General features: G+C 59.6%; 21 protein-coding genes and 4 pseudogenes. 14 read left to right on the plus strand and 11 right to left on the minus strand.

All coding sequences use genetic code 11. From position 1 onward, the window contains the following. Positions 1–191: 191 nt before the first annotated feature. The 7 genes and pseudogenes from ACG873_RS00950 to ACG873_RS00980 all read left to right on the plus strand — a co-directional run bounded on the left by ACG873_RS00950 (position 192) and on the right by ACG873_RS00980 (position 5,672). Entirely contained in the window at positions 192–1,100 is a 909-nt protein-coding gene (locus tag ACG873_RS00950) for a hypothetical protein (protein WP_394885651.1), read from the plus strand. Further along, positions 1,078–1,401, plus strand: coding sequence for a hypothetical protein (locus ACG873_RS00955; RefSeq protein ID WP_394885652.1), 324 nt, complete (start codon positions 1,078–1,080; stop codon positions 1,399–1,401). The genes ACG873_RS00950 and ACG873_RS00955 overlap by 23 nt, the downstream gene beginning before the upstream one ends. A 165-nt stretch (positions 1,402–1,566) precedes the next feature. Further along, positions 1,567–1,692, plus strand: coding sequence for a hypothetical protein (locus ACG873_RS00960; RefSeq protein ID WP_394885653.1), 126 nt, complete (start codon positions 1,567–1,569; stop codon positions 1,690–1,692). Between the two features lie 45 nt (positions 1,693–1,737). Further along, positions 1,738–2,832 (plus strand): annotated as a pseudogene (locus tag ACG873_RS00965) (NAD(P)/FAD-dependent oxidoreductase); the annotation flags it as partial. A 911-nt stretch (positions 2,833–3,743) separates the two neighbouring features. Continuing rightward, positions 3,744–4,394: a hypothetical protein gene (locus ACG873_RS00970; RefSeq protein WP_394885654.1), complete on the plus strand. Its 651-nt coding sequence runs from the start codon at positions 3,744–3,746 to the stop codon at positions 4,392–4,394. Then, positions 4,387–4,782, plus strand: a complete 396-nt coding sequence (locus tag ACG873_RS00975) for a phage holin family protein (protein ID WP_394885655.1) — start codon at positions 4,387–4,389, stop codon at positions 4,780–4,782. The genes ACG873_RS00970 and ACG873_RS00975 overlap by 8 nt, the downstream gene beginning before the upstream one ends. Further along, entirely contained in the window at positions 4,779–5,672 is an 894-nt protein-coding gene (locus tag ACG873_RS00980) for a hypothetical protein (RefSeq protein WP_394885656.1), read from the plus strand. The genes ACG873_RS00975 and ACG873_RS00980 overlap by 4 nt, the downstream gene beginning before the upstream one ends. A gap of 229 nt (positions 5,673–5,901) precedes the next feature. Here the strand turns inward: ACG873_RS00980 and ACG873_RS00985 are convergent, their stop codons facing one another. The 3 genes from ACG873_RS00985 to ACG873_RS00995 form a co-directional block, all read right to left on the minus strand. After that, positions 5,902–6,339, minus strand: a complete 438-nt coding sequence (locus ACG873_RS00985; RefSeq protein ID WP_394885657.1) for a MucR family transcriptional regulator — start codon at positions 6,337–6,339, stop codon at positions 5,902–5,904. 374 nt (positions 6,340–6,713) lie between these two features. Then, on the minus strand, positions 6,714–7,997 hold the full coding sequence (locus ACG873_RS00990; protein ID WP_394885658.1) for a cystathionine gamma-synthase family protein: 1,284 nt from the start codon (positions 7,995–7,997) through the stop codon (positions 6,714–6,716). Positions 7,998–8,243: 246 nt separating this feature from the next. After that, positions 8,244–8,609, minus strand: a complete 366-nt coding sequence (locus ACG873_RS00995; protein ID WP_394885659.1) for a hypothetical protein — start codon at positions 8,607–8,609, stop codon at positions 8,244–8,246. Between the two features lie 530 nt (positions 8,610–9,139). On the opposite strand from ACG873_RS00995, the gene ACG873_RS01000 reads away from it, so the two are divergent. Next, positions 9,140–9,961 (plus strand): SIR2 family NAD-dependent protein deacylase, encoded by an 822-nt coding sequence (locus tag ACG873_RS01000; protein ID WP_394886135.1) that lies wholly within the window; start codon positions 9,140–9,142, stop codon positions 9,959–9,961. 95 nt (positions 9,962–10,056) lie between these two features. Here ACG873_RS01000 and ACG873_RS01005 read toward each other — a convergent pair whose 3' ends face one another. From ACG873_RS01005 to ACG873_RS01025, 5 genes are all read right to left on the minus strand, one after another. Beyond that, the gene (locus tag ACG873_RS01005) at positions 10,057–10,218 is read right to left on the minus strand and encodes a hypothetical protein (RefSeq protein ID WP_394885660.1); all 162 of its coding nucleotides are present in this window, start codon (positions 10,216–10,218) and stop codon (positions 10,057–10,059) included. A 26-nt stretch (positions 10,219–10,244) separates the two neighbouring features. Further along, positions 10,245–10,532, minus strand: a complete 288-nt coding sequence (locus tag ACG873_RS01010; protein ID WP_394885661.1) for a hypothetical protein — start codon at positions 10,530–10,532, stop codon at positions 10,245–10,247. Between the two features lie 130 nt (positions 10,533–10,662). Further along, a complete protein-coding gene (locus ACG873_RS01015) occupies positions 10,663–10,839 on the minus strand; it encodes a hypothetical protein (RefSeq protein WP_394886155.1) in 177 nt (58 codons plus the stop codon). Then, positions 10,766–11,047, minus strand: coding sequence for a 2Fe-2S iron-sulfur cluster-binding protein (locus tag ACG873_RS01020; protein ID WP_394885662.1), 282 nt, complete (start codon positions 11,045–11,047; stop codon positions 10,766–10,768). The genes ACG873_RS01015 and ACG873_RS01020 overlap by 74 nt, the downstream gene beginning before the upstream one ends. Then, a complete protein-coding gene (locus tag ACG873_RS01025; protein ID WP_394885663.1) occupies positions 10,959–11,258 on the minus strand; it encodes a 2Fe-2S iron-sulfur cluster-binding protein in 300 nt (99 codons plus the stop codon). The genes ACG873_RS01020 and ACG873_RS01025 overlap by 89 nt, the downstream gene beginning before the upstream one ends. Before the next feature lie 262 nt (positions 11,259–11,520). Between ACG873_RS01025 and ACG873_RS01030 the strand changes: the two are divergent. Together ACG873_RS01030 and ACG873_RS01035 are read left to right on the plus strand one after the other, a co-directional pair. Continuing rightward, positions 11,521–12,047, plus strand: a pseudogene (locus tag ACG873_RS01030) (divalent metal cation transporter). Between the two features lie 61 nt (positions 12,048–12,108). Next, on the plus strand, positions 12,109–12,285 hold the full coding sequence (locus ACG873_RS01035) for a hypothetical protein (protein WP_394885664.1): 177 nt from the start codon (positions 12,109–12,111) through the stop codon (positions 12,283–12,285). Between the two features lie 1,488 nt (positions 12,286–13,773). Here the strand turns inward: ACG873_RS01035 and ACG873_RS01040 are convergent. Both ACG873_RS01040 and ACG873_RS01045 read right to left on the minus strand, forming a co-directional pair. Further along, positions 13,774–14,844 carry a polysaccharide deacetylase family protein gene (locus ACG873_RS01040; RefSeq protein ID WP_394886137.1) on the minus strand — a complete coding sequence of 357 codons (1,071 nt, stop codon included), beginning with the start codon at positions 14,842–14,844 and terminating at the stop codon, positions 13,774–13,776. A 21-nt stretch (positions 14,845–14,865) separates the two neighbouring features. Continuing rightward, complete coding sequence (locus ACG873_RS01045) at positions 14,866–15,423, minus strand: sugar transferase (RefSeq protein WP_394885665.1); 558 nt, start codon at positions 15,421–15,423, stop codon at positions 14,866–14,868. Positions 15,424–16,045: 622 nt separating this feature from the next. On the opposite strand from ACG873_RS01045, the gene ACG873_RS01050 reads away from it, so the two are divergent. The 3 genes and pseudogenes from ACG873_RS01050 to ACG873_RS01060 all read left to right on the plus strand — a co-directional run. Then, positions 16,046–16,696, plus strand: a complete 651-nt coding sequence (locus ACG873_RS01050) for a class I SAM-dependent methyltransferase (RefSeq protein ID WP_394885666.1) — start codon at positions 16,046–16,048, stop codon at positions 16,694–16,696. 364 nt (positions 16,697–17,060) lie between these two features. Then, positions 17,061–18,086, plus strand: a complete 1,026-nt coding sequence (locus ACG873_RS01055) for a GGDEF domain-containing protein (protein ID WP_394885667.1) — start codon at positions 17,061–17,063, stop codon at positions 18,084–18,086. Between the two features lie 170 nt (positions 18,087–18,256). Then, positions 18,257–18,506 (plus strand): annotated as a pseudogene (locus tag ACG873_RS01060) (transposase); the annotation flags it as partial. Positions 18,507–18,759: 253 nt separating this feature from the next. Here ACG873_RS01060 and ACG873_RS01065 read toward each other — a convergent pair. After that, a pseudogene (locus ACG873_RS01065) lies at positions 18,760–19,812 on the minus strand (IS110 family transposase). 474 nt (positions 19,813–20,286) lie between these two features. Between ACG873_RS01065 and ACG873_RS01070 the strand changes: the two are divergent. Continuing rightward, complete coding sequence (locus ACG873_RS01070) at positions 20,287–21,261, plus strand: glycosyltransferase (RefSeq protein ID WP_394885668.1); 975 nt, start codon at positions 20,287–20,289, stop codon at positions 21,259–21,261. Positions 21,262–21,552: the final 291 nt, after the last annotated feature.

The raw sequence follows: 21,552 nt of genomic DNA on the forward strand, positions 1-21,552 counted from the left end.
GCCGAAAGGTAGCATGACGTGTCCGAACGGAAACCTCAACCGTTGGGTGTAGTGGATTGCCCGCGGGGCGGACCAAATGGATGAGGCCGCAAGAAGCTGCTGCGCATCGGCAGAACATTGGGCGGAGACTGTCCAAGGCCGGGGGCCTTCAACGTGTCAGGCGGTTGCCGATACACGTCCAGGAGTCTCACGTGTCATTGAAACCCAAATCATCTTCCCCCGCGGCGGTGTTTGCCGCGAAGGTCACCAGCCTTGAATCCACGCCTGCCGTCGTCGCGAACGCGATCAAGGCGACGCCTGGCCACGGCGTCGCCGGACGCCATGCTACGCGGGCGCTGCTCGACGCCCTGTCCGGGCACAAAGACCCGGGCATGTTCGGCCGCATGTTTCCCAACCTCGATGCCCTCCATGTTTCTGATGCCAAGCTCGAGGTCCTTGCCAACTCGATGAAGGACCCGGATCCGGCAAGCCAGACCGGCAACAGTGAAATCCCGGCGGGGTTCACCTATTTCGGCCAGTTCGTGGACCACGACATCACGCTGGATCTCACTTCATTGGGAGACAAGGAAAAGGATCCGCTCGGCATCGAGAACTTCCGCACCCCGAGCGTAGACCTCGATTGCGTTTACGGCCTTGGCCCTGACGGAAGTCCCCACCTCTACGCCCGCAACCCCGCAAACGGGAACAAGCACGGGCCCAAGCTGCTGATCGGCAAGAACATCACGGTCGGCTTCGGCGGCGTGACGGGCGATTTCCGCAACGACCTGCCGCGCAGCCCCGTGAAGCATTACTACGAAGAAGGAAATCTTCCGCCCGAGAGTGATGGGCCGCGGCTACCGATAGCACAGAGACACCGGACAAGGCGATCGAGGGCGTCAGTTGAACAATTCGCAATGTCGGTTCACCCGGGATTCAGAACACGCCCGACGGCGACGGCGATCATCTGTCCCATGGCATCGGCCGCTGCCTTGGCTTCAGGAGTTTTCCAGGATTCCTTGACTTGGTCTGCTGTTGGAGGTCAACCAGACCTCTCCCCTCCTCGTTCGCGCGTATCTTGGAGCAGCCGCCGTCGGACAGATGGTATTCCCGCATGCCTGTAACGAAATCGACGGGATCGCTCGCGATGGCGCATTGGGCGCGCGCCGTACGCTCCGCTTCAACTCGGCTCTTGCCCGTCAGGACAGTGTCGAGCGTTACGATGAGATCAGCGAAGCTGCTGTCATCCAAGTCCATGAAAATATTGCAGCTTCCTTGGCCATGACCGCTTTCCGGGGCGATGCCGCCAGGGTAATGTCCTCGCATACAAAGGGTGGGACAAGTTCAAAAATGCAAAAATCCAATTCTGTTGCGCTGACGGCGGCTGCATTGATCCCTGTCGGCCGCAATGCCGTCCGCTGCTGAAACCATGAGGCTCAGCCAGTTGAAGCGGGCCGACATGGTGGCTCTCCAGCGGGGGCAAAGCGTTGCGGACGGAGCATGTGCGGCAGCGCTCATCAATGAGATCGATGCCTTTGGCGGCCCCGAGGCAACGCGCGAGTTCACGATCGACGCGAAGCCTCGCCGATCGTGATCAAGGGCCAGGGGATCAGCCATGAATGCCGGGACGGCGTCCACACCATGACCGAGAACGGCAGGGATTTGATCCTCCAGAAATATGACGAGAACGGCGAGCCGACGATGCAGGAGCCGTGAGGACTCCGGCTCGGACCCTGTTGACCGTGAACGCGGGCATCCGTAATGGCTTTGGAAGAACTCGACTGTGTGGTCGCAGGAGCGGGGGTGATCGGACTGGCGGTTGCCCGCGCGCTGGCGCTCGCCGGACGCGAGGTCGTCATTCTCGAATCCGCCGATGCGATCGGCACCGAAACCTCGTCCCGCAACAGCGAAGTGATCCACGCCGGAATATATTATCCTGCGGGAAGCCTGATGGCGCGGCTCTGCGTTGCCGGACGCAACGCCCTTTATGACTATTGCCGCGAGCGCGCGATCCCGCACCGCAGATGCGGCAAGATGATCGTCGCGACATCGGAGGAAGAACTCGCGAAACTTCCGGCGATCGCGGCCCGGGCGGCGACAAATGGCGTTTCGGATTTGCGCCGGATTTCGGCGGCCGAGGCCTTGGCATTGGAGCCCGCGCTGGCGACGGCTGGCGCGCTCATTTCTCCTTCCACCGGAATCCTGGACAGCCATGCCTACATGTTGTCGTTGCTCGGCGACGCCCAGAACGCGGGAGCGGCACTGGTTCTCAACAGCCCGGTCCTGGGAGGAAGGATTGAAGAGGGCGGCATCGTCCTCGATGTCGGCGGGACAGATCCGGCAACCATCCGCTGCAAACTGTTCGTAAACGCCGTGGGACTGCAAGCGCCGTCCCTGGCACGAAAGCTCAGAGGCATGCCGACGGACCTCATTCCAAAAGAATATTACGCCAAGGGCAGCTATTTTTCGCTCAGCGGAAAGTCGCCGTTTTCGAGGCTCATCTATCCTGTGCCCGTGAAGGGCGGACTGGGTGTCCACCTGACGCTCGACATGGGAGGGCAGGCGCGCTTCGGACCGGATGTCGAGTGGGTCAGCCGCCTCGACTACGAGGTCGACCCGCGCAGGGCAGAATCCTTTTATGCCAGCGTGAGGCGATACCATCCGGACTTGAAGGACGGAACACTGCAGCCGGCATATTCGGGAATAAGGCCGAAGATAGTGCCTCCCGAAGTCGGCAGCCAGGATTTCGTGATCCAAGGCCCGGAGACGCATGGCATTCCGGGATTGATCAACCTCTTCGGCATCGAGTCACCCGGGCTGACCTCCTCGCTGGCACTCGCCGACCATGTCCTCGACATGGGCCAGGCGATGATGGAGCCTACCGGAACGATGCTGGAGACAGGGCGTTTCCCAAATCCGTGTTCCGTGAAATCTTTTGAAATCTGCAGGACCTGTTTCGTCTCCGTCCACGTAGGCGTCCCAACGTTGGTCCGCCCAGTGCCCGCAGCCGATATAGTTTTCAAGCTGCCCGGCACTGAGCAGCAATCAACATCAACCAATTTGGATTGCCGGTTCCGAGGATTACGAAGTTTAGCGACTCGCGCAGAAGTTCGGCATTACAGCAGCGCGGCCGCGCCGACTGATTGAGCGCCATGGCTATGATAGGGGATGCTGGAGCACGAAGCAAGAAATTGGTGAAACAGTCGTGGCCAAGCCGCCGAACCCGGCAGGAAATGTCGGATCGCAAAGGTTCAGCGGGGCGACAACGAGTTGGAGATCCGGATGACCGAGAACAGTTGGGGGGAGACGCTTGATGGTCGCGGGACGTTGAGAATGATCTGATCGGTCGACCAGATGGCGCTGTCTCCAGCAAGGTCAACTGCCAAGTCAATTACCCTGCACGTCTTCAGCGGCGCAGGCCGAAGTGGGTGCCTTCGCCTTTCATGCGGGCGAACGCGACGGTCGAGGCCAGGCTTGACCGTTTGCGCATCGGGATTCTTGATCGCTCGAAGCGTCGGGCCCGCCATATCATCGACCCGCTGGTTTCCGGCCCCTGCCGCCGCAGAACTCCGGTGGCCGCATCGGTTACACAAAACGCATTGGGAGCCGCCGGCCCCAGCCAGAAAAATGGGGAACATTAGCGTGAGGCAACATGTTCATCTAGATCAGGAGGTGCCCCCAATGAACAGTGTCATTTATCTCATCGGTCTCATCGTCGTCGTGCTGGCCATCCTGTCGTTTCTCGGGCTCGCATGAGGAGAACAGCCATGCCCAGCAACGATCCAGATTCCCCTGAGCAGCAACAGGCAGACGTGAACGCGGCGGCCAGCAGCGCCCAGGACACAATCAGGCGCGAAGCGCGGTCCGCCAAGGACGCGCTGCAAGACGCCCGTGACGAGGTCGCCCGCAAGGCCGGAGAATACGCCTCCGAGGCCAAAGCAGCGGCCGTGGAGCAGGCGGAAGTCGCCCAGCAGGACGTCAGCGCCAGTCTCGCAGCGTTTGGCGGCGCATTGCGGGTTGCCGGCGATCATCTGGCCGGCAGCGATCAGCGCGCCGCTGCGCAATTTATGCAACAGGCGGCGAGCGGCATCGAACGCTTCGCCGGCTCACTGAAAAACAAACCCTTCGCCGATGTCATCGACGACGTGCGCAGTTTCGGCCGGGAAAATTCCGGGGCGCTCATCGCCGGCTCGCTTCTTGCCGGACTGGCGCTCGGCCGGTTCGTGAAAAGCAGCATGCCGACGTCGGGCACCGCGCGGCAGCCGCAGCAATCGGGGAGCGGCGGCGAACCGTGGACCGCCGATGAATTCGGCCAGGCTCCCGGAAGCGGCCAGCAAATGCAACAGAGTACCGATCAAGCGCAGCAGGCATCCTCCACCTACAGCGGAACCGTAACACGGAGCAGCGGCTATGAATGAGCATCAGGACAGCCGCAGCGTCGCGACGCTGCTCAGCGATCTTGCGCAACAGGTCACTACGCTTCTGCAGACGGAAGCGAGGCTCTTGCGCGCGGAAATGTCGGAAAAATTCAGCACTGTCGGCAGCGGCGCGGTCGAAGTCCTTGCAGGCGCTGTTTGCCTGCTCGCCGCGCTGATCGTTCTCTTGCAGGCGCTGGTGATCGCGCTTGCCAACGCCGGTCTCGGTGCCGGCTGGTCGTCACTTGTCGTCGGCGTGGTGGTCGCGGTGCTCGGCGTCATCCTGCTTCGCACCGGCAGCGCCAATCTGTCGCCGTCGCAACTCAATCCCGACCGGACCGAGGAGCAGCTCAAGCGCGACCTCCGGGTGGTCAAGGAGCAACTGAAATGATCGACAAATCCGCAGTCGAAGACAAATCCGCGGTCGAACTGGAACGCGAGGCGGAAGCCGCGCGGGCAAGGGTGGCCAACACCGCCGAAACGCTGAGAAGCAAGATGACACCCGGTCAGCTGATCGACGAAATGACCGGCATGTTTGCGAGCGGCGATAGCTCGGCCGCGCTCCACAATCTCAAGGCGCAGGTGCGCGACAACCCGCTGCCGCTGACTCTCGTCGGCGCAGGTCTCGCCTGGCTGATGTTTGGACAGGTCGCGTCCTCCTCGCAGCACGCTCGAGCAGGCTATGGCACACGCCACGGCTGGGAGGGCGATTATCCGTCAACCGCGGATCTGGGCTACCGCTCCGCCGGACGTGACGGCGATTCGATCACCGACAAGGTCGCCGGTGCCACCAGCTCCGCGATGGAAATGGCGAGCGAGGCTGCCGGCTCTGCGAAGCAGACGTTTGCCGGCGCCACGGACAGCCTCGCCGGGAGCGCCCGCAGCTTCGCCGACCGGTCGCGCGGCATGGGCGCTCAGGCCCGCCATGCTGCGGAGGATATGTTCGAGCGCGAGCCGCTGGTGCTTGCCGCGCTCGGCCTGACGATAGGAACCGCGATCGGCGCCATGCTGCCGCATACTCGCCTGGAAGATGAAACGCTCGGCAAATACGGTAACAAGCTGCGCGATGCCGGCGAAGATCTGTACGAAAAAGGCATGGAAGAGGCCAAGGACGTGGCGGCCGAAGCCTATGGCGCGGCCAAGGAAGAGGCCGATAAGCAGGCGCTGACCGGAGACGGTCAGCCCAGCGTGGCCGAGCGGGTCAGTGAGGTGTTCAAGTCCGCGGCCGAACGGACGGAGGAATCCGTCCGCGACAAGATGGGTTCGCAACAAGAACGCTGAGCCGAGGAAAAACGCCCATCCCGATTTTTGGAACATCGCTCAAGCCGAGTCCCCTGTGGGATGGTTGCATAGAGATGGAGCAGCTCATAGCGCGCGAGAAGCAAAAATGCAGCTTCTCGCAGAGAATTTGCGGTGGGGTGACGGCGCTCGCCTGAAGTCTCCAGTTCCTAGTTGGTCAGCTTCACCATGCAGGTCTCCATGGCAGACCTGCAGGTAAAACAAGAGGGCTTTATGTCTTCCTCCCGCCGCGGCCCTTTGGCATCTTGCCTGGCTTGCGGCCCAGGCCCATTTGCTTGGCCAACCGTGAACGGGCCGCGGTATAGCTGGGTGCGATCATCGGATAATCCGCCGGAAGATTCCACTTCGCCCGGTATTCATCGGGCGTCATGCCGTGGCGGCTCGCCAGGTGCCGCTTTATGGACTTGAATTTCTTTCCGTCCTCCAGGCAGACGATGTAATCGGGCGTCAGCGACCCCCTAACGGGAACCGCTGGTTTAGGCGGCTTTGCTTCTACTGCGGTGATGTCCCTCGTAAGCCTGCCAACCGCTGCTGCGACACTGGCAATCAGGTCCGGCAGCGCTTCAACAGGCACGGCATTGTTGGACACGTAGGCCGAGACAATCTCGGCGATTATTTCGACATCAGGTTGGGCCGCGGTCTCGACCATTGCGTTCTCCCGCACCCTTTCTCAGGCGAGGGGACTGCACCAGATGCGGTAACATAGCGTATCACATCGTAATTCTTTGTGCGAGCCTGTGGGATCCGGCGTCTCGGCCACCACGCATCTGCGCGAGAATCGATAGCCCAAAGGGGTAGCCTGACACCGCGCCGCCCCCACAGCGAGAAGTCCGGCATCACTCCGACAAGCAATTCTTCCGCCGCTCATTATGGCAAATTGCGTCAACTGCGTCGGGGGAGCGCCCGCAACTTTTTTGCGAAAAATAGCGGCCCGCCCCAAACACTGGGGAGAGGGTCGGGGCGACCCTGGACGCGGCAATGTCGACGAGGACGCCAGTCAGCCCACCAGATGCCATGGCATTTTCAGGCGACGGCCAGGGCCTGGGTGAGATCGGCGACAAGATCGTCGGGGTGCTCGACGCCAATCGACAGCCTTATTGTCGTTTCAAGAACTCCGATCCGTTCCCGAACCTCTTTGGGCACACCCGAATGGGTCATGGCGGCAGGATGGCTAGCCAGCGACTCCGTGCCGCCAAGGCTGACGGCAAGTTTCAATATCTGAAGCGCGTTGAGGAACGCGAACGCCGCGGCCTGACCGCCGCGGATGTCGAACGAGAACGTCGATCCGGCGCCGGTGCATTGCCTCCTGAAGACTCTCGCCGCAGGCGTGTCGTCGGTGAGGAACGGCAGATAGGCCACCCGCTCCACTTTCGGATGCTCGGCCAGGAATTCAGCGACGATGCGGGCATTGGTGTTGGCTTTCTCCATCCGAATACTTAGCGTTTCCAGCGAGCGGCCGAGCATCCAGCACGAGTGCGGATCAAGCTGCGTACCGATCGATCCTCTGAGCGCCTTGATCGATTTGGTGACGGCCTTGCTTCCAAGTGCCGCGCCGGCGATCAGATCGGAATGGCCGCCAACATATTTGGTCAGGGAATAGACGGAAATGTCGATGCCGTGGTCGAGCGGACGTTGAAACACCGGCCCGAGCAATGTGTTGTCACACACGATCATCGGACGATGACCCTGCCTGGCTGCGATCTCGTCCGCGATGCGGCCGACCGCCTGGAAGTCGACCAGGGTGTTGGTCGGATTAGAAGGGGTCTCGATGAAAATAATCGAGACCCGGCCTTTCTCGCAGCCTTTGTCAGCGGCCGCGCGAATGGCTGCCTCATCAACACCGTCATGGAACCCGACGGCGCTGATGCCCAAATTGGCCAAGGTCTTGGCAAACAAGGTTTGGGTGCCACCGTAAAGCGGCTGCGAATGCAGGATGGCGTCGCCAGGACAAGCGAAGGCTAGCAAGGTGGTGGCGATCGCCGACATCCCCGATGAAAAGACGGCGCAGGCCTCGGCCCCTTCATAGACGGCTAGGCGATCCTCGACGATTTCGCTGTTGGGATGATTGAAGCGGGAATAGACCAGCCCGGCTCCAGTTCCGCTCGGTGGTTCCTTGCGGCCCGAGACGAAATCGAAGAAGTCGCGCCCCTCTTCGGCAGATCGGAAGACGAAGGTCGAGGTGAGGAACACCGGCGGCTTCACCGCACCTTCCGACAGCTGAGGGTCGAAGCCGTAGCTCAGCATCAACGTTTCCGGATGCAGCCGATGATTTCCGATATGGGTCTTGGACGGGCGTGGGGCGGTCATGACGATCCTCCGGTCAGGTCTTTCAGACCAAAATTAGAGGAAGAATCAACACCAGTCCTTGCCAATTATTGTGCAATGACTTTCGACGAAAATCTGGCGAAGGCCATTTCGGAGGTCGCGATACGGATGGGTTGCCCCGTCGTACTCGATGAGCAGGCCGGCGCCGACAGCCAACTAAACGTGCTTGCAGATAATCTCGTCTGGGTAGTATGATTTTGAGCCTGGCGAGCAAACGGCGGCTGACCGTCAGCAGTCTTCTGGCTTGAGCGAGCGAACCATCCGGGTGACGACCGGATCGTAGGCAGCTTTTTGCTCCCTGCTGTAGTCTATCAGGAACATGGCGGCACGATCGCCGCATACGGTTATGCCTCTGACATAGCGGATCTGATCGTCCTTGGTCCCCGAGTAACTTGCCCATTCACGCGTCAGCCGCCGATAGGTGAATTTCCAGCCTTCCTTTTCGTCTCGACTGATCTGTTTCTTGACCTGAGGCAGGAAGTCGCCTTCGGCGACGTTGGTTCCCCAGACGGCGAGGAGGGCTCCGTCGGGGGAATGGAAGGCCGCGCCATCGCCGTCCTCTGAACGATGCAACAGTTCGAACTCGGGCGGCACGTCGAAAACGAAGCCAAACCTTTCGATGCCGAACTACTATTCCTTTGCTCCTGCCTGAGCAAAAGAGATCATGAGCGCCGAGAAAACCAGCAACATTCGTTCCATGGCCCGTGCCTAATTGCTTGGCCTGCGCTGCCAATCCATCACGGCGATAACTGCGAAAATGTAGGGAGGTTCCGTTATAAAACTATTTCTTCAGGGCTCACCGGTCGATCTGCTCTCCAAAATTCGGTTAGAAGAGCTCGACGGTGCGAAAGGGGAGAGACGGAGGCAGAAGTGGCAACAGGAGGGTTACTATTCTCGATATTCATGGCCCTTCTCAAAAGCTGTCCTTCGCCAACGGCTCGCGTCGACCATTGCGGAAATTCGTTTGGGCCTATCGAATTCACGCACATTGACCTAAGGCGGACCTTCTTGACCCGGTTTCTTTACAGAAAACCGACATTCGACCGCGCCCGAGGGTGGAACAGAAGGTGATTTCGCGGGTTAGCTGGTCCTCGCTCCAGCACCGGAGCGACCATGCTGGAGCCATGTTGTCCGCCGCAGAGGAATTGGCGAATTTGATAAGGCAGCGCCGCGTGATCCTGTTCGTCGGCGCCGGGGTCTCGATGAGCGTCGGGCTTCCCTCCTGGCAAACGCTGATTGAGCATATGGCCGAAGAACTCGAGCTCGATAATGACATGATTGGCCCACCGGACGCCAGCTATCAGATGCTGGCCGAATACTACCGGTTGAGGAAGGGCGGCCTGGGTCTCCTGCGCGACTGGCTAGGTCGGAACTGGAGTGTCTCGCGTGAGAAGGTCAAGGCCTCCCGCCTGCACCGGCTCATCGTCTCACTTGACTTTCCCATCATCTACACGACGAACTACGACCGCAACCTGGAGGTCGCCTTCGATATATACCGCCGGGATTTCGTGAAGATCGCCAACGCCAAGGACTTGGCGAAAGCCAGTCAAGACGTTACGCAAATCATCAAATACCACGGCGACTTCGACGACGACGCATCGCTTGTTCTTGCCGAGACCGACTACTTCGACAGGCTCTCCTTCGATTCTCCACTTGACGTGAAATTTCGTTCCGACGCGCTCGGCCGCACTGTGCTGTTTATCGGCTACAGCATGTCCGACATGAACATAAGGCTATTGCTGCATCGGCTCTGGCAGACCTGGAAACGGTCCGGCTATGAAAAGGACCGTCCAAGATCCTTCGTCTTCATGGCCGATCCCAATCCCGTGCAGGAAGCCGTGCTGGGCCGTTGGGGCATCACGGTGCTCAGTGAGCAAGCTAATGATCCGGAGGAAGCGTTGTACACGTTCCTCTCGAAACTCAAGCACCATATGGATCAACTATAGCGCGCACGGCAGCGTCAGCGGCGAGTGGCGAGGCTTGGTAAGGCGTTTTGTTGCGCAAGGACAATTGTCTCGTGAGACGGCCCAACACTAGGATCCTATTTTCCTTTTCGCATCTCCTGCGCGACCAGTCCGCCGGCAGCCAAACCCAGAGCGAGCGCTACATAAGTCGCCGCGATGGAGCGCTTCGAAAGCACGGTCTCCCAGCCCGGGGTCAGCCGCTTCGGTACAACGAGATAATCCACGGCCGCAGCGATCATGGCCACTGCCGAGGCATCGCGCAGCATCAGTAGAGGCGACCGCGGGGGTTCCTGGCGAGCCAAGCCTCGAAGGGAGCGGCCCAGAAAATGGCCGAGGCGTGGTGGGTGCCGAAGCCCACAGCCGTGTGTTCGAGGTCAGCTTTCCTGACCCCGCCGCTCTTGTCGCCGTGCAGCCAATGGCTGGTGGCATTAGTCGGCTGCAGTGCGGACGTTCCTTCGGCTTTGGCCAGAAGAGCGAGGACGGCCGCCGTCACAAAGCTTGCAACCGTACCGGTTACGCCTGTCGAAAGTCCCGTCTTCAACAACCCGTTCACCTCAAACCTCCCGCAAATCAGCTCGCCCCCTTTAACCGCCGAACCGAACCTCAGTTCCGAATTTCGGCGCCGCGGACTTGAGCTGCTGGACCGCCCGTCGCCGGACACTAATTCTCCGAGATCACCTCTATCACCGCTGGCAAATTCGAGGCCGGCGATCACCAATTCGGTAAGGAGAGCGGTTTCTGCCAGGATCCAGCACGATCGCATCGCCGACGATCTTCAGCATCTGCTTAAGCGAGGAGCGCATCCCCACGGCCGCGATCGCGGTCAGCAGCACAACGAGTCCGGGCGCCAGGCTTTCCATCAGAATTCGCAACAGAGAGATCGAGGCAAACGGTGCCTTGCGGCCGGCTGCAGCAGGCCAACACATAACCAGCCGCCTTCTCTTCAAGGCTGAGCCCCCCAAGGTCGTCCATCGCGACTTCACCTGAGAGCTTGACTGTCCGGCAGGTTCCGCAAAATGCCCTGCTGGCATGCGGTGGGAATGTAGAGGCCGCAATTGCGCGCCGCATCGAGCAGGGTCTCTCCGGGCGCGCAAAGATGCTCCACGCCGGACCGGGTGAAACGGACGCAAGTTGGGCCAGCGGCGACCGATCGCGGAGGTATGGAATTGCCCGCGACGCCGAAACTTTCCTCGTGATACTGCGAGGGCGCGATGCCGATCTCCGCGACACAGGCCCGGACCGTTTGGATAAAGGGCTCGGGGCCGCAGACATGTCCCATCCGCTCGCTTCGGAGCTGGCAACCTTCCGTAGTGCGGCGCGTTCAGCACTGCTGGGTGTGGCCGGAGAATTCGATCTTGGATCTAAACTCGGAGACCACTTTGGGGGCTGCCGCACCGCAGAAGCCGACTTCGTCGCGCAAGCCGCGACTTCTTCGATACCTTGGGCCGGACCTGATCACGGGCGCATCCGACGACGATCCAAGCGGGATAGCCACCTATAGCCAAGCCGGTGCCCAGTTCGGCTTCGCGCTCGATTGGACCATGATCGTCACCTGGCCGCTCATGGTCTTTATCCAGTTGATCAGCGCCAGGATCGGCCGCACAACCGGGCATGGGATCGCAGGCAATTTGCGCAGGTACTGCCCGAATTGGCTACTCATAGAGTCGTATCGCTGCTGCTTGTCGCGAATACAATCAATATCGGTGCAGATCTCGGCGCGATGGCTGATGCGACGAGGCTGGTGTTCGGCGGGCGAGCGCACCTTTACCTGTTCCTGTTCGCCGGCGTCTGCGCCGCCGGGCCGGTCTGGACGAAATATGCGCGCTACGCCGCCACTCTGAGATGGATGACGCTCGCTCTTCTGGCCTATATCTTGACTTTGCTCGCGGTCGACGTGCCCTGGAGCGAAGCCCTTTATCGTATCCTCGTCCCGAAGCTGGCCTGGAGCCCAGACTATTTGATGATGGTCGTCGCTGTCTTCGGCACGACCATAAGCCCTTATCTGTCTTTTGGCAGGCCTCCGAGGAAGCCGAAGACGTGGCGGACATTCCCCATCGCAAGGCGCTGAAGCGGAGCCGGCGCAAGGCCCGGCCGCGCTTGAACGGATAAGCTTCGACACGATGGTCGGCATGGCAGCTTCGAACATCATCGGCTTGGCGATCATTTCGACCGCGGCGTCTACACTACACCCAGGGTGCGTCACGGACATCAAAAGCTCAGCGCAGGCTGCGGAAGCGCTGCGCCCTCTTGCCGGCCCTTTGCTTCGACGCTCTTCGCCCTGGGCATCGTCGGCACGGGTCTCCTAGCAGTGCCCGTTCTGGCCGTCTCGGCAGCCTACGCGATTGGCGAAGCGCTACGCTGGCCTACCGTCCAGCCAAGGGTCGTGACCCCGACAACCCGAACCTCTTCTTCGCGCGCCAGCCGTGAAAAGTTGGGGCGTAACGTAGCCGCTGCGCTTTACGGTAGAACAAGATGCTCTCAGAATGTTGAAGTGCCTGCTCTCGTGGGGCGCGGCTTCGAAATCGTCGATTTTCGCCTGCCACGGATGGAGTTCAAACACGCCGAAATCGACCAAGCCGAGCAGCCCGTCGAGACTATCCAACCGAAGCCGCGTGATATTCACCATGATACGCAGTACGGTCATCTCGCCACCTGTTGGCTAGGACCCAAAGATAGCCGAACGGATCGCGAATACGGACTTCGCGCTTTTAATTGGGGCGGTCCTTGATCGGAATGACGACCTCGGCCTTTTTTGCGACCATCTTCTCGGCAATCATGTCACAGTCTTCGAGTTCAGACCAATGAGGACCGGGAGAAAACCCACCCCCCACTCAGGCACTTCTTCGCTTAGGGAAAGTGGGAAATCGCCAAGCGTGAGAGCGTTGGCGATCCTCGCATGCATGCACGCCCTCGGGATAAATCCCAGCGTAATCGCGCACGAGGCGGCGCGGTGAGGACTGCGATGACAACAGGCGTTGCTCATCCGGCTCCGGGGGAGGCTCAAAAAGCACGTCCTCAGAGTCAATCATCACTTTTGTTTCTGCGCTCTGCACGACGCTTGGATCTGTGACCGCTCAGGGCCTCATGGTTGATGCGATCGACTCGGCAATCGAAGGACACCGAAAGGCCATTCTCGAGGGCAGCCGCCGCAATCATGTCGATCAACTCTCGGTCAGTGATTGGGCATTTGGGCACAATGGCCCGTACGGCCGCTGTTGCCTGTGCAGTGGATACGATGCGCGCCTCCAGCCTGGATTGGAGGTATGCGTTGGCTGCGTTCCGCGCCGCCTTCGCTGGACCTGAAATGCCAGGCATCTCACCGTCTCCGTTCGTACGAGTGCTGCCAAACCACAATCAACTTGCCGTGTTCCGCTATCGCGTCTGCCGTCGAAAGCCGCTTTGTACTCTTAAGCACAGCCTTTAACCCGCAGCATTGCGCCATCGGAGTGCCCTCCGGTTGCAGCATACCAGAATGAGTTCTGCCCCTCAACCGGGCTCCGACCCCTCGTGCCGGGCCTAGGTCCTGCTCATGACACTGGATCAAAAAAAACGCCTGGATCTGGAATGTGGTTGGACGTTCTGACGTGTGCCAATCGGAACTGCGGTCACCGGGATGTCGCCGGCAGTACGACCATGTTGGCAAAGCCCGGACGAGTTGAGCTTCCCGGAAACAACTGGGCCGGCGCTTCGGCCCACCATTTCGGCGCTGGCAAGAGCGACAAGGCGCCCAAGAGTATCTTCCGGGTCATCGCCAGGAATCCGACCGCCTCGACCAGCCCGGAACGACAACGCGATCAAACAAGGATACCGCTCGCCGTCGGACTTGGATGAGTGAGCCGGCGCCTGGGCATTTTGCTCGCGAGCCCGCTTAACCAACCGTCGAATTCGTCCGATGAGACCCCGCACATATCCAGGAAACGCGGTAGCATGAGCGGCTCGTCAGCCCGGGAAGCGAGGCCGGGCCGACATGTGGTCCCGGAACGCACTCCAACCTCGCGCAGCCAAGGAAGGAAGACGGGGCTTGTAACGCCGCTTGGATAACAGAAGTGGGCCGAGACCACTTCTTTTCGCGTGGCGTGGCGGATGTAATCTCGATTCTGACGGATCTCGCGCTGGAAAAGAGCTTTGTCGAGCGGAACACGATGTCTGTGGGTATGCAGCTCGACTTGCACGAGCCTAGGGTCGAGATCTGCCAACTCGATCGCTGACATAATCTGAAGGATGCGGCGAGCGACAAGGGCCTGGTAGTCGACCCCAAGTTCGGAAGCGAGTCTGCACAAAAGCTCGTCTCTGTCGTCGGCGGAATAGCCATTCTCATCCGCGAAGCGGCGTATGTCGGCCGAGATGTCTTGCCGAACGCCGCGCTGCGCAAGAGCGACGGAGCGTTCAGCGATGCGGAGCCTAGCCATCTCCAGAGTGCGGTTGCGAGCTTTCCACAACAGATAACTGCACATGAGATCGAACACTGGCCGCCGGTACATAGAGTAAAAGCTCGTCAGGTACACCGTGGCCGGAATCGCATACTTCTGGAGCAGCGGGTAGGCGACGGCTGCAAAATCATGGAAACCATCGTCGAAAGTGAGGCAAAGCGACTGCGGGGGCAGTTCGCCGGCATATAGTCGATCAAGCGCATCATCGAGTGGAAGTACATTGTATCCCTGCTCGCGAATGGCCGCCAGCCGCTGTTCGAACAGATTGCCGGGAATGTATAACTCCGGATTCCAGCAGTGCTCGTCGGCCAGCGAAATGCCGTGATAGCACAGGATCAGGAGGCGCTCCCTACGCCATCGGCTTCCGCGCAGAGCGGCATAGCCGCCTACGCATCGGGCAGCCCGCAACGCCGTAAGCTTCGCCGCTTTGAGCATCAATCAGCGCCCCACGCAGGTTCAACGGACATAGGTCAGATTCGAATAGACCAGTATAGTCCGCGCCAGGATTTTCAGATCGATCGCCGGACCAAAGTTGTACACGTAATGCAAGTCATGCTCCAGCTTGGTCCGCGTCTCCTCTAGGTCGGCCGCGTAGCCGTAATAGACCTGGGCCCACCCCGTCAGCCCCGGCACAACCGAATGCCTGAGATCGTAACCTGGCAGTTCGGCCCTGTAGACTTCAACCAACGCCGGCTGCTCGGGCCTCGGCCCGATCAGGGTCATGTCGCCTTTGACAATGTTCCAGAGCTGCGGCAGCTCATCGAGATGTGAAAGGCGCAGAAACCGACCGAAGGGCGTGACGCGCGCATCGTTTATGGCTGTGGCCACAACGATCCCGGACTGGCATGGCTGCATACTGCGCAGCTTAAACATCCGAAAGATGCGCCCTCCCTTGCCTGTTCGGTTCTGGACGAAAAAAACCGGCCTGCCCATCAGGAGCAGGATTACAAGCCCACACGCAGCTATCAATATCATAGCAGGCAGAGCAGCAAGAGCGACAAACAGGAAATCCATGACCCGCTTGATGGTGGCATAACTCGGCCGTTGCAAAGTGCCTGCACGTTGCCCAGCTAGCCATACAAAAGATCGAGCGTTCATCCGCGCCCCGTTTTGATCCGATGTTGACGGGACTTGTCATAGAGATCACAATTAGGTCTGTCGCACATCGGCAGAAATGCCCCCAACCCCATCCAAAAGAACTATCCCGGGTCCACAAATCGTATATATTGACTCGCTAATGTAGCCGTACCGACCCAGGCGAGGCTACGCCTTCAAACTTTGAAGCATACCTGCGGCCAACGCGCCGCCGACTGGCGCCACCAGCAAGGCGGTGAGCAAGCCATGGAAGCGGGCAGCTAGCGCCAATGTGACGAGTTGGCCGGCTATTCCCGACGATCAAGACAAAGACCACGTTGCCTCCCGGTGGGGCGCCGGCCGCATGTCGAGGGCTCGGGCCTTGCAAGGCGATCCGCACCACCAAATGGGGGACAAGGACTGTCGCACGAGAACGTTGAGCGATCCTCCAGTAGGATGTATCCTGCTCAATGCGCGGCAAAGCTGCACGGCCTCGTCGGACGCGAGTTGACTTTCCTTTGCAGCCGCCAATCCAGGCATCAACCGCGTTCTGGAGTAAACCATGGGCGCTGGGGTGGAATATCATCGTCGGGAGCTGGCCCTTGCTCTCGATGCCGCGCATCCAAGCCATTCGCTTCCTCCGCTGCCACCTACTGCAACAAGCATTTTAGATATTGGCTGCGGTATGGGACAGACTTTGATGGCTCTTCGACTCGACCCGGCCATCGAAGCCTGGGGCTTGGACAGCGACGCAGAGGCGATAATGGCCGGCCAGAAAATCGTAGGGAGCAATATCCACCTTGTCCTCGGCGCCGGCGAGCACTTGCCTTTTCCGGATGCAAGTTTCGACTTTGTGTTCTCGCGAGTCGCTCTGCCTTACATGGATATCCCCACCGCCCTGGCAGAGATTTCCCGGGTGTTGCGGCCTGGCGGGAAGTTCTGGGCGGCATTGCACCCGTCTGGTATGCTGGCTAAGCGCATCCGCGAGGATCTCTTCAGGGGACGGGCACGGGATGTGGCTTTCTGCTGCTTCGTCGCGCTCAATAGTCTCTCGCTCCGCATCTTCGGCAGGCAATTTCGGATCCGGGGGCATTGCGAGACCGTACAGACCCGTGCTGGATTCCAGAAGCTTCTCAGAGCTTGCGGTCTTGAGCCCTCGCCGGTCGGCACGCGGTCGAACCAGCTCATAGTCGAGGCTCAGAAGCGGCTATAGGCATTCGTTGCCCCGCCGCTGTATCTGGATTCGGCGAGCGCGGAGGCCAATTCAATTCACCCGACGCCTGCGCGAGCTCGTCGGCCAAGGCGAGGGTGAACGCCACGTCGAAGCCTGCCAAAGCTGGTGCAGGAAGCCGGCGCGGTTGCGCTGGTCGACGGCAGGGGAACAGGGCGTCCGCGTCAGTACGCACCTAAGGTGTGCGCCTAAAACTCGCGTTGCGGAGACGTTCTTCTGACCTGGCTATTATTGCTGGCGGGGGGCGGCCATTACAACTTATATTGGCGATGTTCTCAGAATTTCTGAGTCGCCCTGCCAAGCTGGGCGGCGTGTTGGCTTGGCGTGTGATGTCACGGAACCAGCTATGATTTTCGTTCTGATGTTCGCGATACTCGGCGAGCTTGTCACCTTTGCGGTCATCGCCCCCTTGTACGGCTTGGCTATTGCTCTGCTAGCCGCACCAGGCGGTGGCGTTTTGATGGCGCTGCTGGCCGCCGTGTTCCTCAGCACAAGACACCGGACCTCCGCACAGCCTCATTCCGGCGGGCAAACGGAAAGGGCGAGAGGGGCCGATGGATCGTCCGGTGGCTGGCGTCGAGCTGAGGAGCCAATTTTCATCGGAGGCAGACGCGCGCGGAGTTCGAGGGCAGACTTTGCTTTTCCCAACTGGCTTGGCATCGCGCGCTGGACACTACTTGGGACGTCAGGCTGTGCGGCCGGCGTGGTGGTTTTAAGCTTTTTATTGCTCCGCGGTGATGACGGTGCTCTTTTGTCGGTGGGTGTCGTCAGCAGCATTGTGGGCATTGTGGTGTTAATCGCCGCGCCATTATTCTTCGTCTTTGCCTTCGAGCGCCAGGAACTGACGAATCTAAGACAAAAGCTAAGCAGGCGGTCATCGATAGACGGTTTAACGCTCACTTTGGACGAGGCGGTGTTCTCCGCTGTTGTCGATTCTTTTCGCGATAACGCCGGGGCAGGAAACGGTCCCCGGCAAGGCGCCTTTTTAATGATCGACATCGATAATTTAAACTCGATCAACCAGCGTTTCGGACGTGCTTGGGGCAATGAAGCGCTCCGGGCTGTCGCCAGCGCGATCAAGGCGTCCGTGCGAAGCGGCGATCTTGTAGGGCGACTCGGGGGAGAAGAGTTCGGGGTATTTCTACCGGGTGCAAACCGCGATAATGCCGCTGGCGTGGCAGAAAGGACTCGCGCCGCGATCGCCGCGACACTTTTTCAGCCGGGAGGCAAGCGCTGCCTTCTCACCGTCAGCGTGGGAGCTGTCGTGTTCGAGGATCAGATTGAGTTCGACGACCTGTTCCGGACGGCCGATGAAGTGCTTCTCAGTGCCAAGAAGGCTGGACGCAACCGAACCGAGTTGACCGTTATATAGGCCCGCCAAACACCGCCGATTGCCGTACAATTTGATCCATTGTCTCTTTTATTATCACCTGATAGGCGCGCGTTTGCGGTGTGATTGAAACTTTCGTTCACGCACGTACTGACCTGAGACCCTGAACTTCCTCCAGATTTGGGTAGAGTCCGTCGAACAGGAGACGGACGATGCGACCCTCGCGGTTCACGGAAGAACAGATCATCGGGATGCTGAAGGAGCAGGAGGCCGGTGCGAAGACGGCGGACGTCTCCCGCAAGCACGGCATCTCGGCAGCGACGTTTCTACAAATTCAAAGCGAAGTATGGCGGGATGGACGTGTCCGACGCTCGCCGGCTGAAGGCTCTGGAAGACGAGAACGCTCGGCTGAAGAAGCTGCTGGCTGAGCAGATGCTCGACAACGCGATCCTGAAGGATGTCGCGGCAAATTATGTATGGTCCGCACCGTCCGGGCAAGGTGTCGCGACATCGCGAATGACGATTTCAGTTGCATAAATGTATCCGGCCTCTCGCGAGCGGACTGCTGTTGCAGCCAGGCCATGATGAGATCCGCGCACGCCGTTCCCAATAAATGGTTCGGGCACGAAGCCCGCTTTTTTGCACAGGGCTTACGGCATGCTGATCCACTGTTTCGTCATCACTATTCCCGAGCCTTGCAATCGAGCCAGGAGCGTCAGGCGAAAGCAGGATCTCTGCGTTCGTAGAGTGCTCCCGGCTTGTTCAAAACCACCCAGACAATGCGTGCCATCTTGGCCGCGAGTGCGATAACGGCCTTGTTCGGATGCATCCGAGACTGAAGGCCGTCGAGCCAGCTTCCTAAGCGATCGCGCGTTCGGTCCAGATGCCGGAAGCAGGATCGCGCTCCATGCACCAGGAGCTTTCTCACATAGCGGTTGCCGCGTTTGCTGATTCCCAGCAACGTCTGTTTCCGCCAGTCGAGTATTGCCTGGGCACCAAACCTAGCCATGCCGCCAGATCGCGGGCTGTGCGGAACTGCTGCCCGTTGCCGATTGCGGCGAGCAATGCAGTCGCTCCCAATGCGCCGATACCGGGGATCGTCATCAGCCGGCGTGTGACGTCCTCTCGATCGGCGATCGCTTCGATCTGCTTCGTCACTTGGCGGATCCGCTCTTCAAGGCGAGATAGATCGGCGTTATAAATCGCCCAGCAGCCGGCGCATCGCCGGTGATATGTCATTCTCCTCGTCGTTTAGAGCGTGCGGCAGATCAAGTTTGAACAACCCAGCGCCTTGGCGCAAAGGGACGCCGTATTCGAGACAGAAGGCTCGCATCTGGTTGATCAGGCGCGTCCTCGAGCCGATCATCTGGTCACGAATCCTATGCAGCGCTTGAAGATCAACCTGATCAGTTTCCTTCACGGTGATGAAGCGCATTGTCGGCCGCGTCGTAGCCTCCGCGATCGCCTCAGCGTCGATGATGTCGTTCTTGTCCGACTTCACATAGGGCTTCACGAATTGCGCGGGGATCAAGCGCACCTTGTGACCAAGTGCCTGTATCTTCCGGGCGAGCCACTGTGAACCTGCGCAGGATTCCATGCCGACTATGCTCGGATCTGCGCGTGTGAAGAACTGCAGAAGGGTGTCTCGCCGAAAGCGAACTTTCTGAACAGGCGTGCCGTCGCAGCTCATGCCAACGACGTGGAAGATGTTCTTGCCAATATCGATTCCATAGACAGCCGCGGGTCGCGGCAAATTACGATGCGCCATGCTACTTCCTCCATGATCTGACCTCCGCATGATGCGCGAGGAGGACGGGGCGGACCATCCCATTAATGGTGACGGTTTAGCGAAATGGCGGCTGGCTAGAAGGACGCACGAAGCATCAGCTGATGCCCAATTGTTCTGTCGGATGAGATTCTGACAGATGCTCCAGACAACCCCATTTTTGGTGCCGAAAACAGCCAACCGATGAGCGTAAGGCTGGGATCGACGCAGCGATCGTCATCAGCACCGCCGGTTAGTTAAGTTGCCCTAAGATCGTCAGGCTCCCGTCCGAAGAATTCGGCCAAGCACGATGCTGTTGGCGCGACAAGACAGGTGACGTCGGCTTCGTGTTCACCGAACCCGCCGCTCGTAGAACCGATGGACGCCGGCTTTTAAGCTGACTAGACTTTGTCGATCCCCCGTTTCAGGCCGTCGGTCATCAGAGGCAACGGCCCCGAAAGATGCAGATTCGGCGACATGAGCCTCCGCCTTGTGACTGACTTCGAGAACAGCCCCGAACTCCTCGTTTTGGAAGGGGGAGAGGAAGTGCGTCTGATTCGCGCGGTCGGAATCCAGGAGTTTCTCACGGCGCTGCCTGGCGCCGACGCGATCGTCGTCAATGGCACACTGTCTGTGATCTTCAGGCTTGTCTTGTATTTTTTGATATTTCCATGGAAACGAAAGCCCATTGTTGCGGTCGATGTCGTGCTTCGCACGGCGCAGAGTCCCAAACAGAAAACAGCGCTCATCGTCAAACGATGGCTTCTCTCTCGGGTCGATCACTTCATTCACTATTTCAAGGATCTCCGCGGATACGAGCTTCATTACGGAATCGGTCCGGAGCGCAGCGCCTACGTCCCATTCAAGGTCAACATCTGGAACACCGGGCCGGCGTCGCCGGTCGAGGAGACATATGTCTACACGATGGGAATCTCCCAAAGAGACTATGGGACGTTCATCGAAGCGATCTCGCGCCTTTCGTACCCGACCGCCATCCCGGAATTCAGCTTTTGGAAATTCGAGAACCGCACAGCCGATTTCGCATGGAAGCCGGATAATCTTCCGGCCAATCTGGAGCTGCTTGCGGATACAGGTTCTGACGAAGACCTCGTGCATAATCTTGCGCGAGCCAAGGTCGTGGTGATCCCAACGCTTAAATCGAGTCTTTGTGCCTCAGGCATCAGTACTTATCTCGACGCCATGTACCTTGGCAAATGCGTTATTATGTCAGAGGGGCCGGGAGCCTCCGAATTGCTCGGGTCCGGGCAGGCCATTTTGGTGACGCCCGAGGATCCGGACGCGCTGCGGAGCGCGATTCAGGAGGCTTGGGGAAACCACAAGTTGCGCGAGCGCGTGGCGGCAGCCGGCCAACGCTATGCCTTAAGCCTGGGCGGCGAAAAGGAACTGTTGGAACGCGTGTTTCGAAAAACCCTCGAGCTGCTGAAGGCATAGGAGCATCGCGGGCTCAAGACATTTGCCGAAGCCTGGAATCCGATGCCGCCGCGCTTCATGCGCAAACTTGGTCGATGATGCCTAAAGCACGCAGCCAAGCTTGTGACATCTGACTAAAACTGGATATCGCTCACGCAGCGGTGTTGTTGCTGGATGTCTGCATGATCACTCCTGTTGGAGCTCGATCCAAGGCAGACTGCTCCAACGAGCCGTTCGGCAGCAAGCAACGCGCAAGCATTTAGACACGCAAGCTAAGGCCCGCTGACGGGCGCGCAACGCAAGCCAAGCCAT

The sequence above is a fragment of the Allomesorhizobium aridi genome (assembly GCF_043769475.1).
Lineage (GTDB): Bacteria > Pseudomonadota > Alphaproteobacteria > Rhizobiales > Rhizobiaceae > Allomesorhizobium.

Bases quoted from the DNA above. Each gene is read 5' to 3' on its own strand.
- ACG873_RS00955 (WP_394885652.1), top strand. From the start codon at position 1,078: ATGGTATTCCCGCATGCCTGTAACGAAATCGACGGGATCGCTCGCGAT.
- ACG873_RS00970 (WP_394885654.1), top strand. From the start codon at position 3,744: ATGCCCAGCAACGATCCAGATTCCCCTGAGCAGCAACAGGCAGACGTG.
- ACG873_RS00975 (WP_394885655.1), top strand. From the start codon at position 4,387: ATGAATGAGCATCAGGACAGCCGCAGCGTCGCGACGCTGCTCAGCGAT.
- ACG873_RS00980 (WP_394885656.1), top strand. From the start codon at position 4,779: ATGATCGACAAATCCGCAGTCGAAGACAAATCCGCGGTCGAACTGGAA.
- ACG873_RS00985 (WP_394885657.1), bottom strand. From the start codon at position 6,339: ATGGTCGAGACCGCGGCCCAACCTGATGTCGAAATAATCGCCGAGATT.
- ACG873_RS00990 (WP_394885658.1), bottom strand. From the start codon at position 7,997: ATGACCGCCCCACGCCCGTCCAAGACCCATATCGGAAATCATCGGCTG.
- ACG873_RS01000 (WP_394886135.1), top strand. From the start codon at position 9,140: ATGTTGTCCGCCGCAGAGGAATTGGCGAATTTGATAAGGCAGCGCCGC.
- ACG873_RS01005 (WP_394885660.1), bottom strand. From the start codon at position 10,218: ATGATCGCTGCGGCCGTGGATTATCTCGTTGTACCGAAGCGGCTGACC.
- ACG873_RS01015 (WP_394886155.1), bottom strand. From the start codon at position 10,839: ATGGAAAGCCTGGCGCCCGGACTCGTTGTGCTGCTGACCGCGATCGCG.
- ACG873_RS01020 (WP_394885662.1), bottom strand. From the start codon at position 11,047: ATGCGGCGCGCAATTGCGGCCTCTACATTCCCACCGCATGCCAGCAGG.
- ACG873_RS01025 (WP_394885663.1), bottom strand. From the start codon at position 11,258: ATGGGACATGTCTGCGGCCCCGAGCCCTTTATCCAAACGGTCCGGGCC.
- ACG873_RS01035 (WP_394885664.1), top strand. From the start codon at position 12,109: ATGGCAGCTTCGAACATCATCGGCTTGGCGATCATTTCGACCGCGGCG.
- ACG873_RS01040 (WP_394886137.1), bottom strand. From the start codon at position 14,844: ATGCTCAAAGCGGCGAAGCTTACGGCGTTGCGGGCTGCCCGATGCGTA.
- ACG873_RS01045 (WP_394885665.1), bottom strand. From the start codon at position 15,423: ATGGATTTCCTGTTTGTCGCTCTTGCTGCTCTGCCTGCTATGATATTG.
- ACG873_RS01050 (WP_394885666.1), top strand. From the start codon at position 16,046: ATGGGCGCTGGGGTGGAATATCATCGTCGGGAGCTGGCCCTTGCTCTC.
- ACG873_RS01055 (WP_394885667.1), top strand. From the start codon at position 17,061: ATGATTTTCGTTCTGATGTTCGCGATACTCGGCGAGCTTGTCACCTTT.
- ACG873_RS01070 (WP_394885668.1), top strand. From the start codon at position 20,287: ATGAGCCTCCGCCTTGTGACTGACTTCGAGAACAGCCCCGAACTCCTC.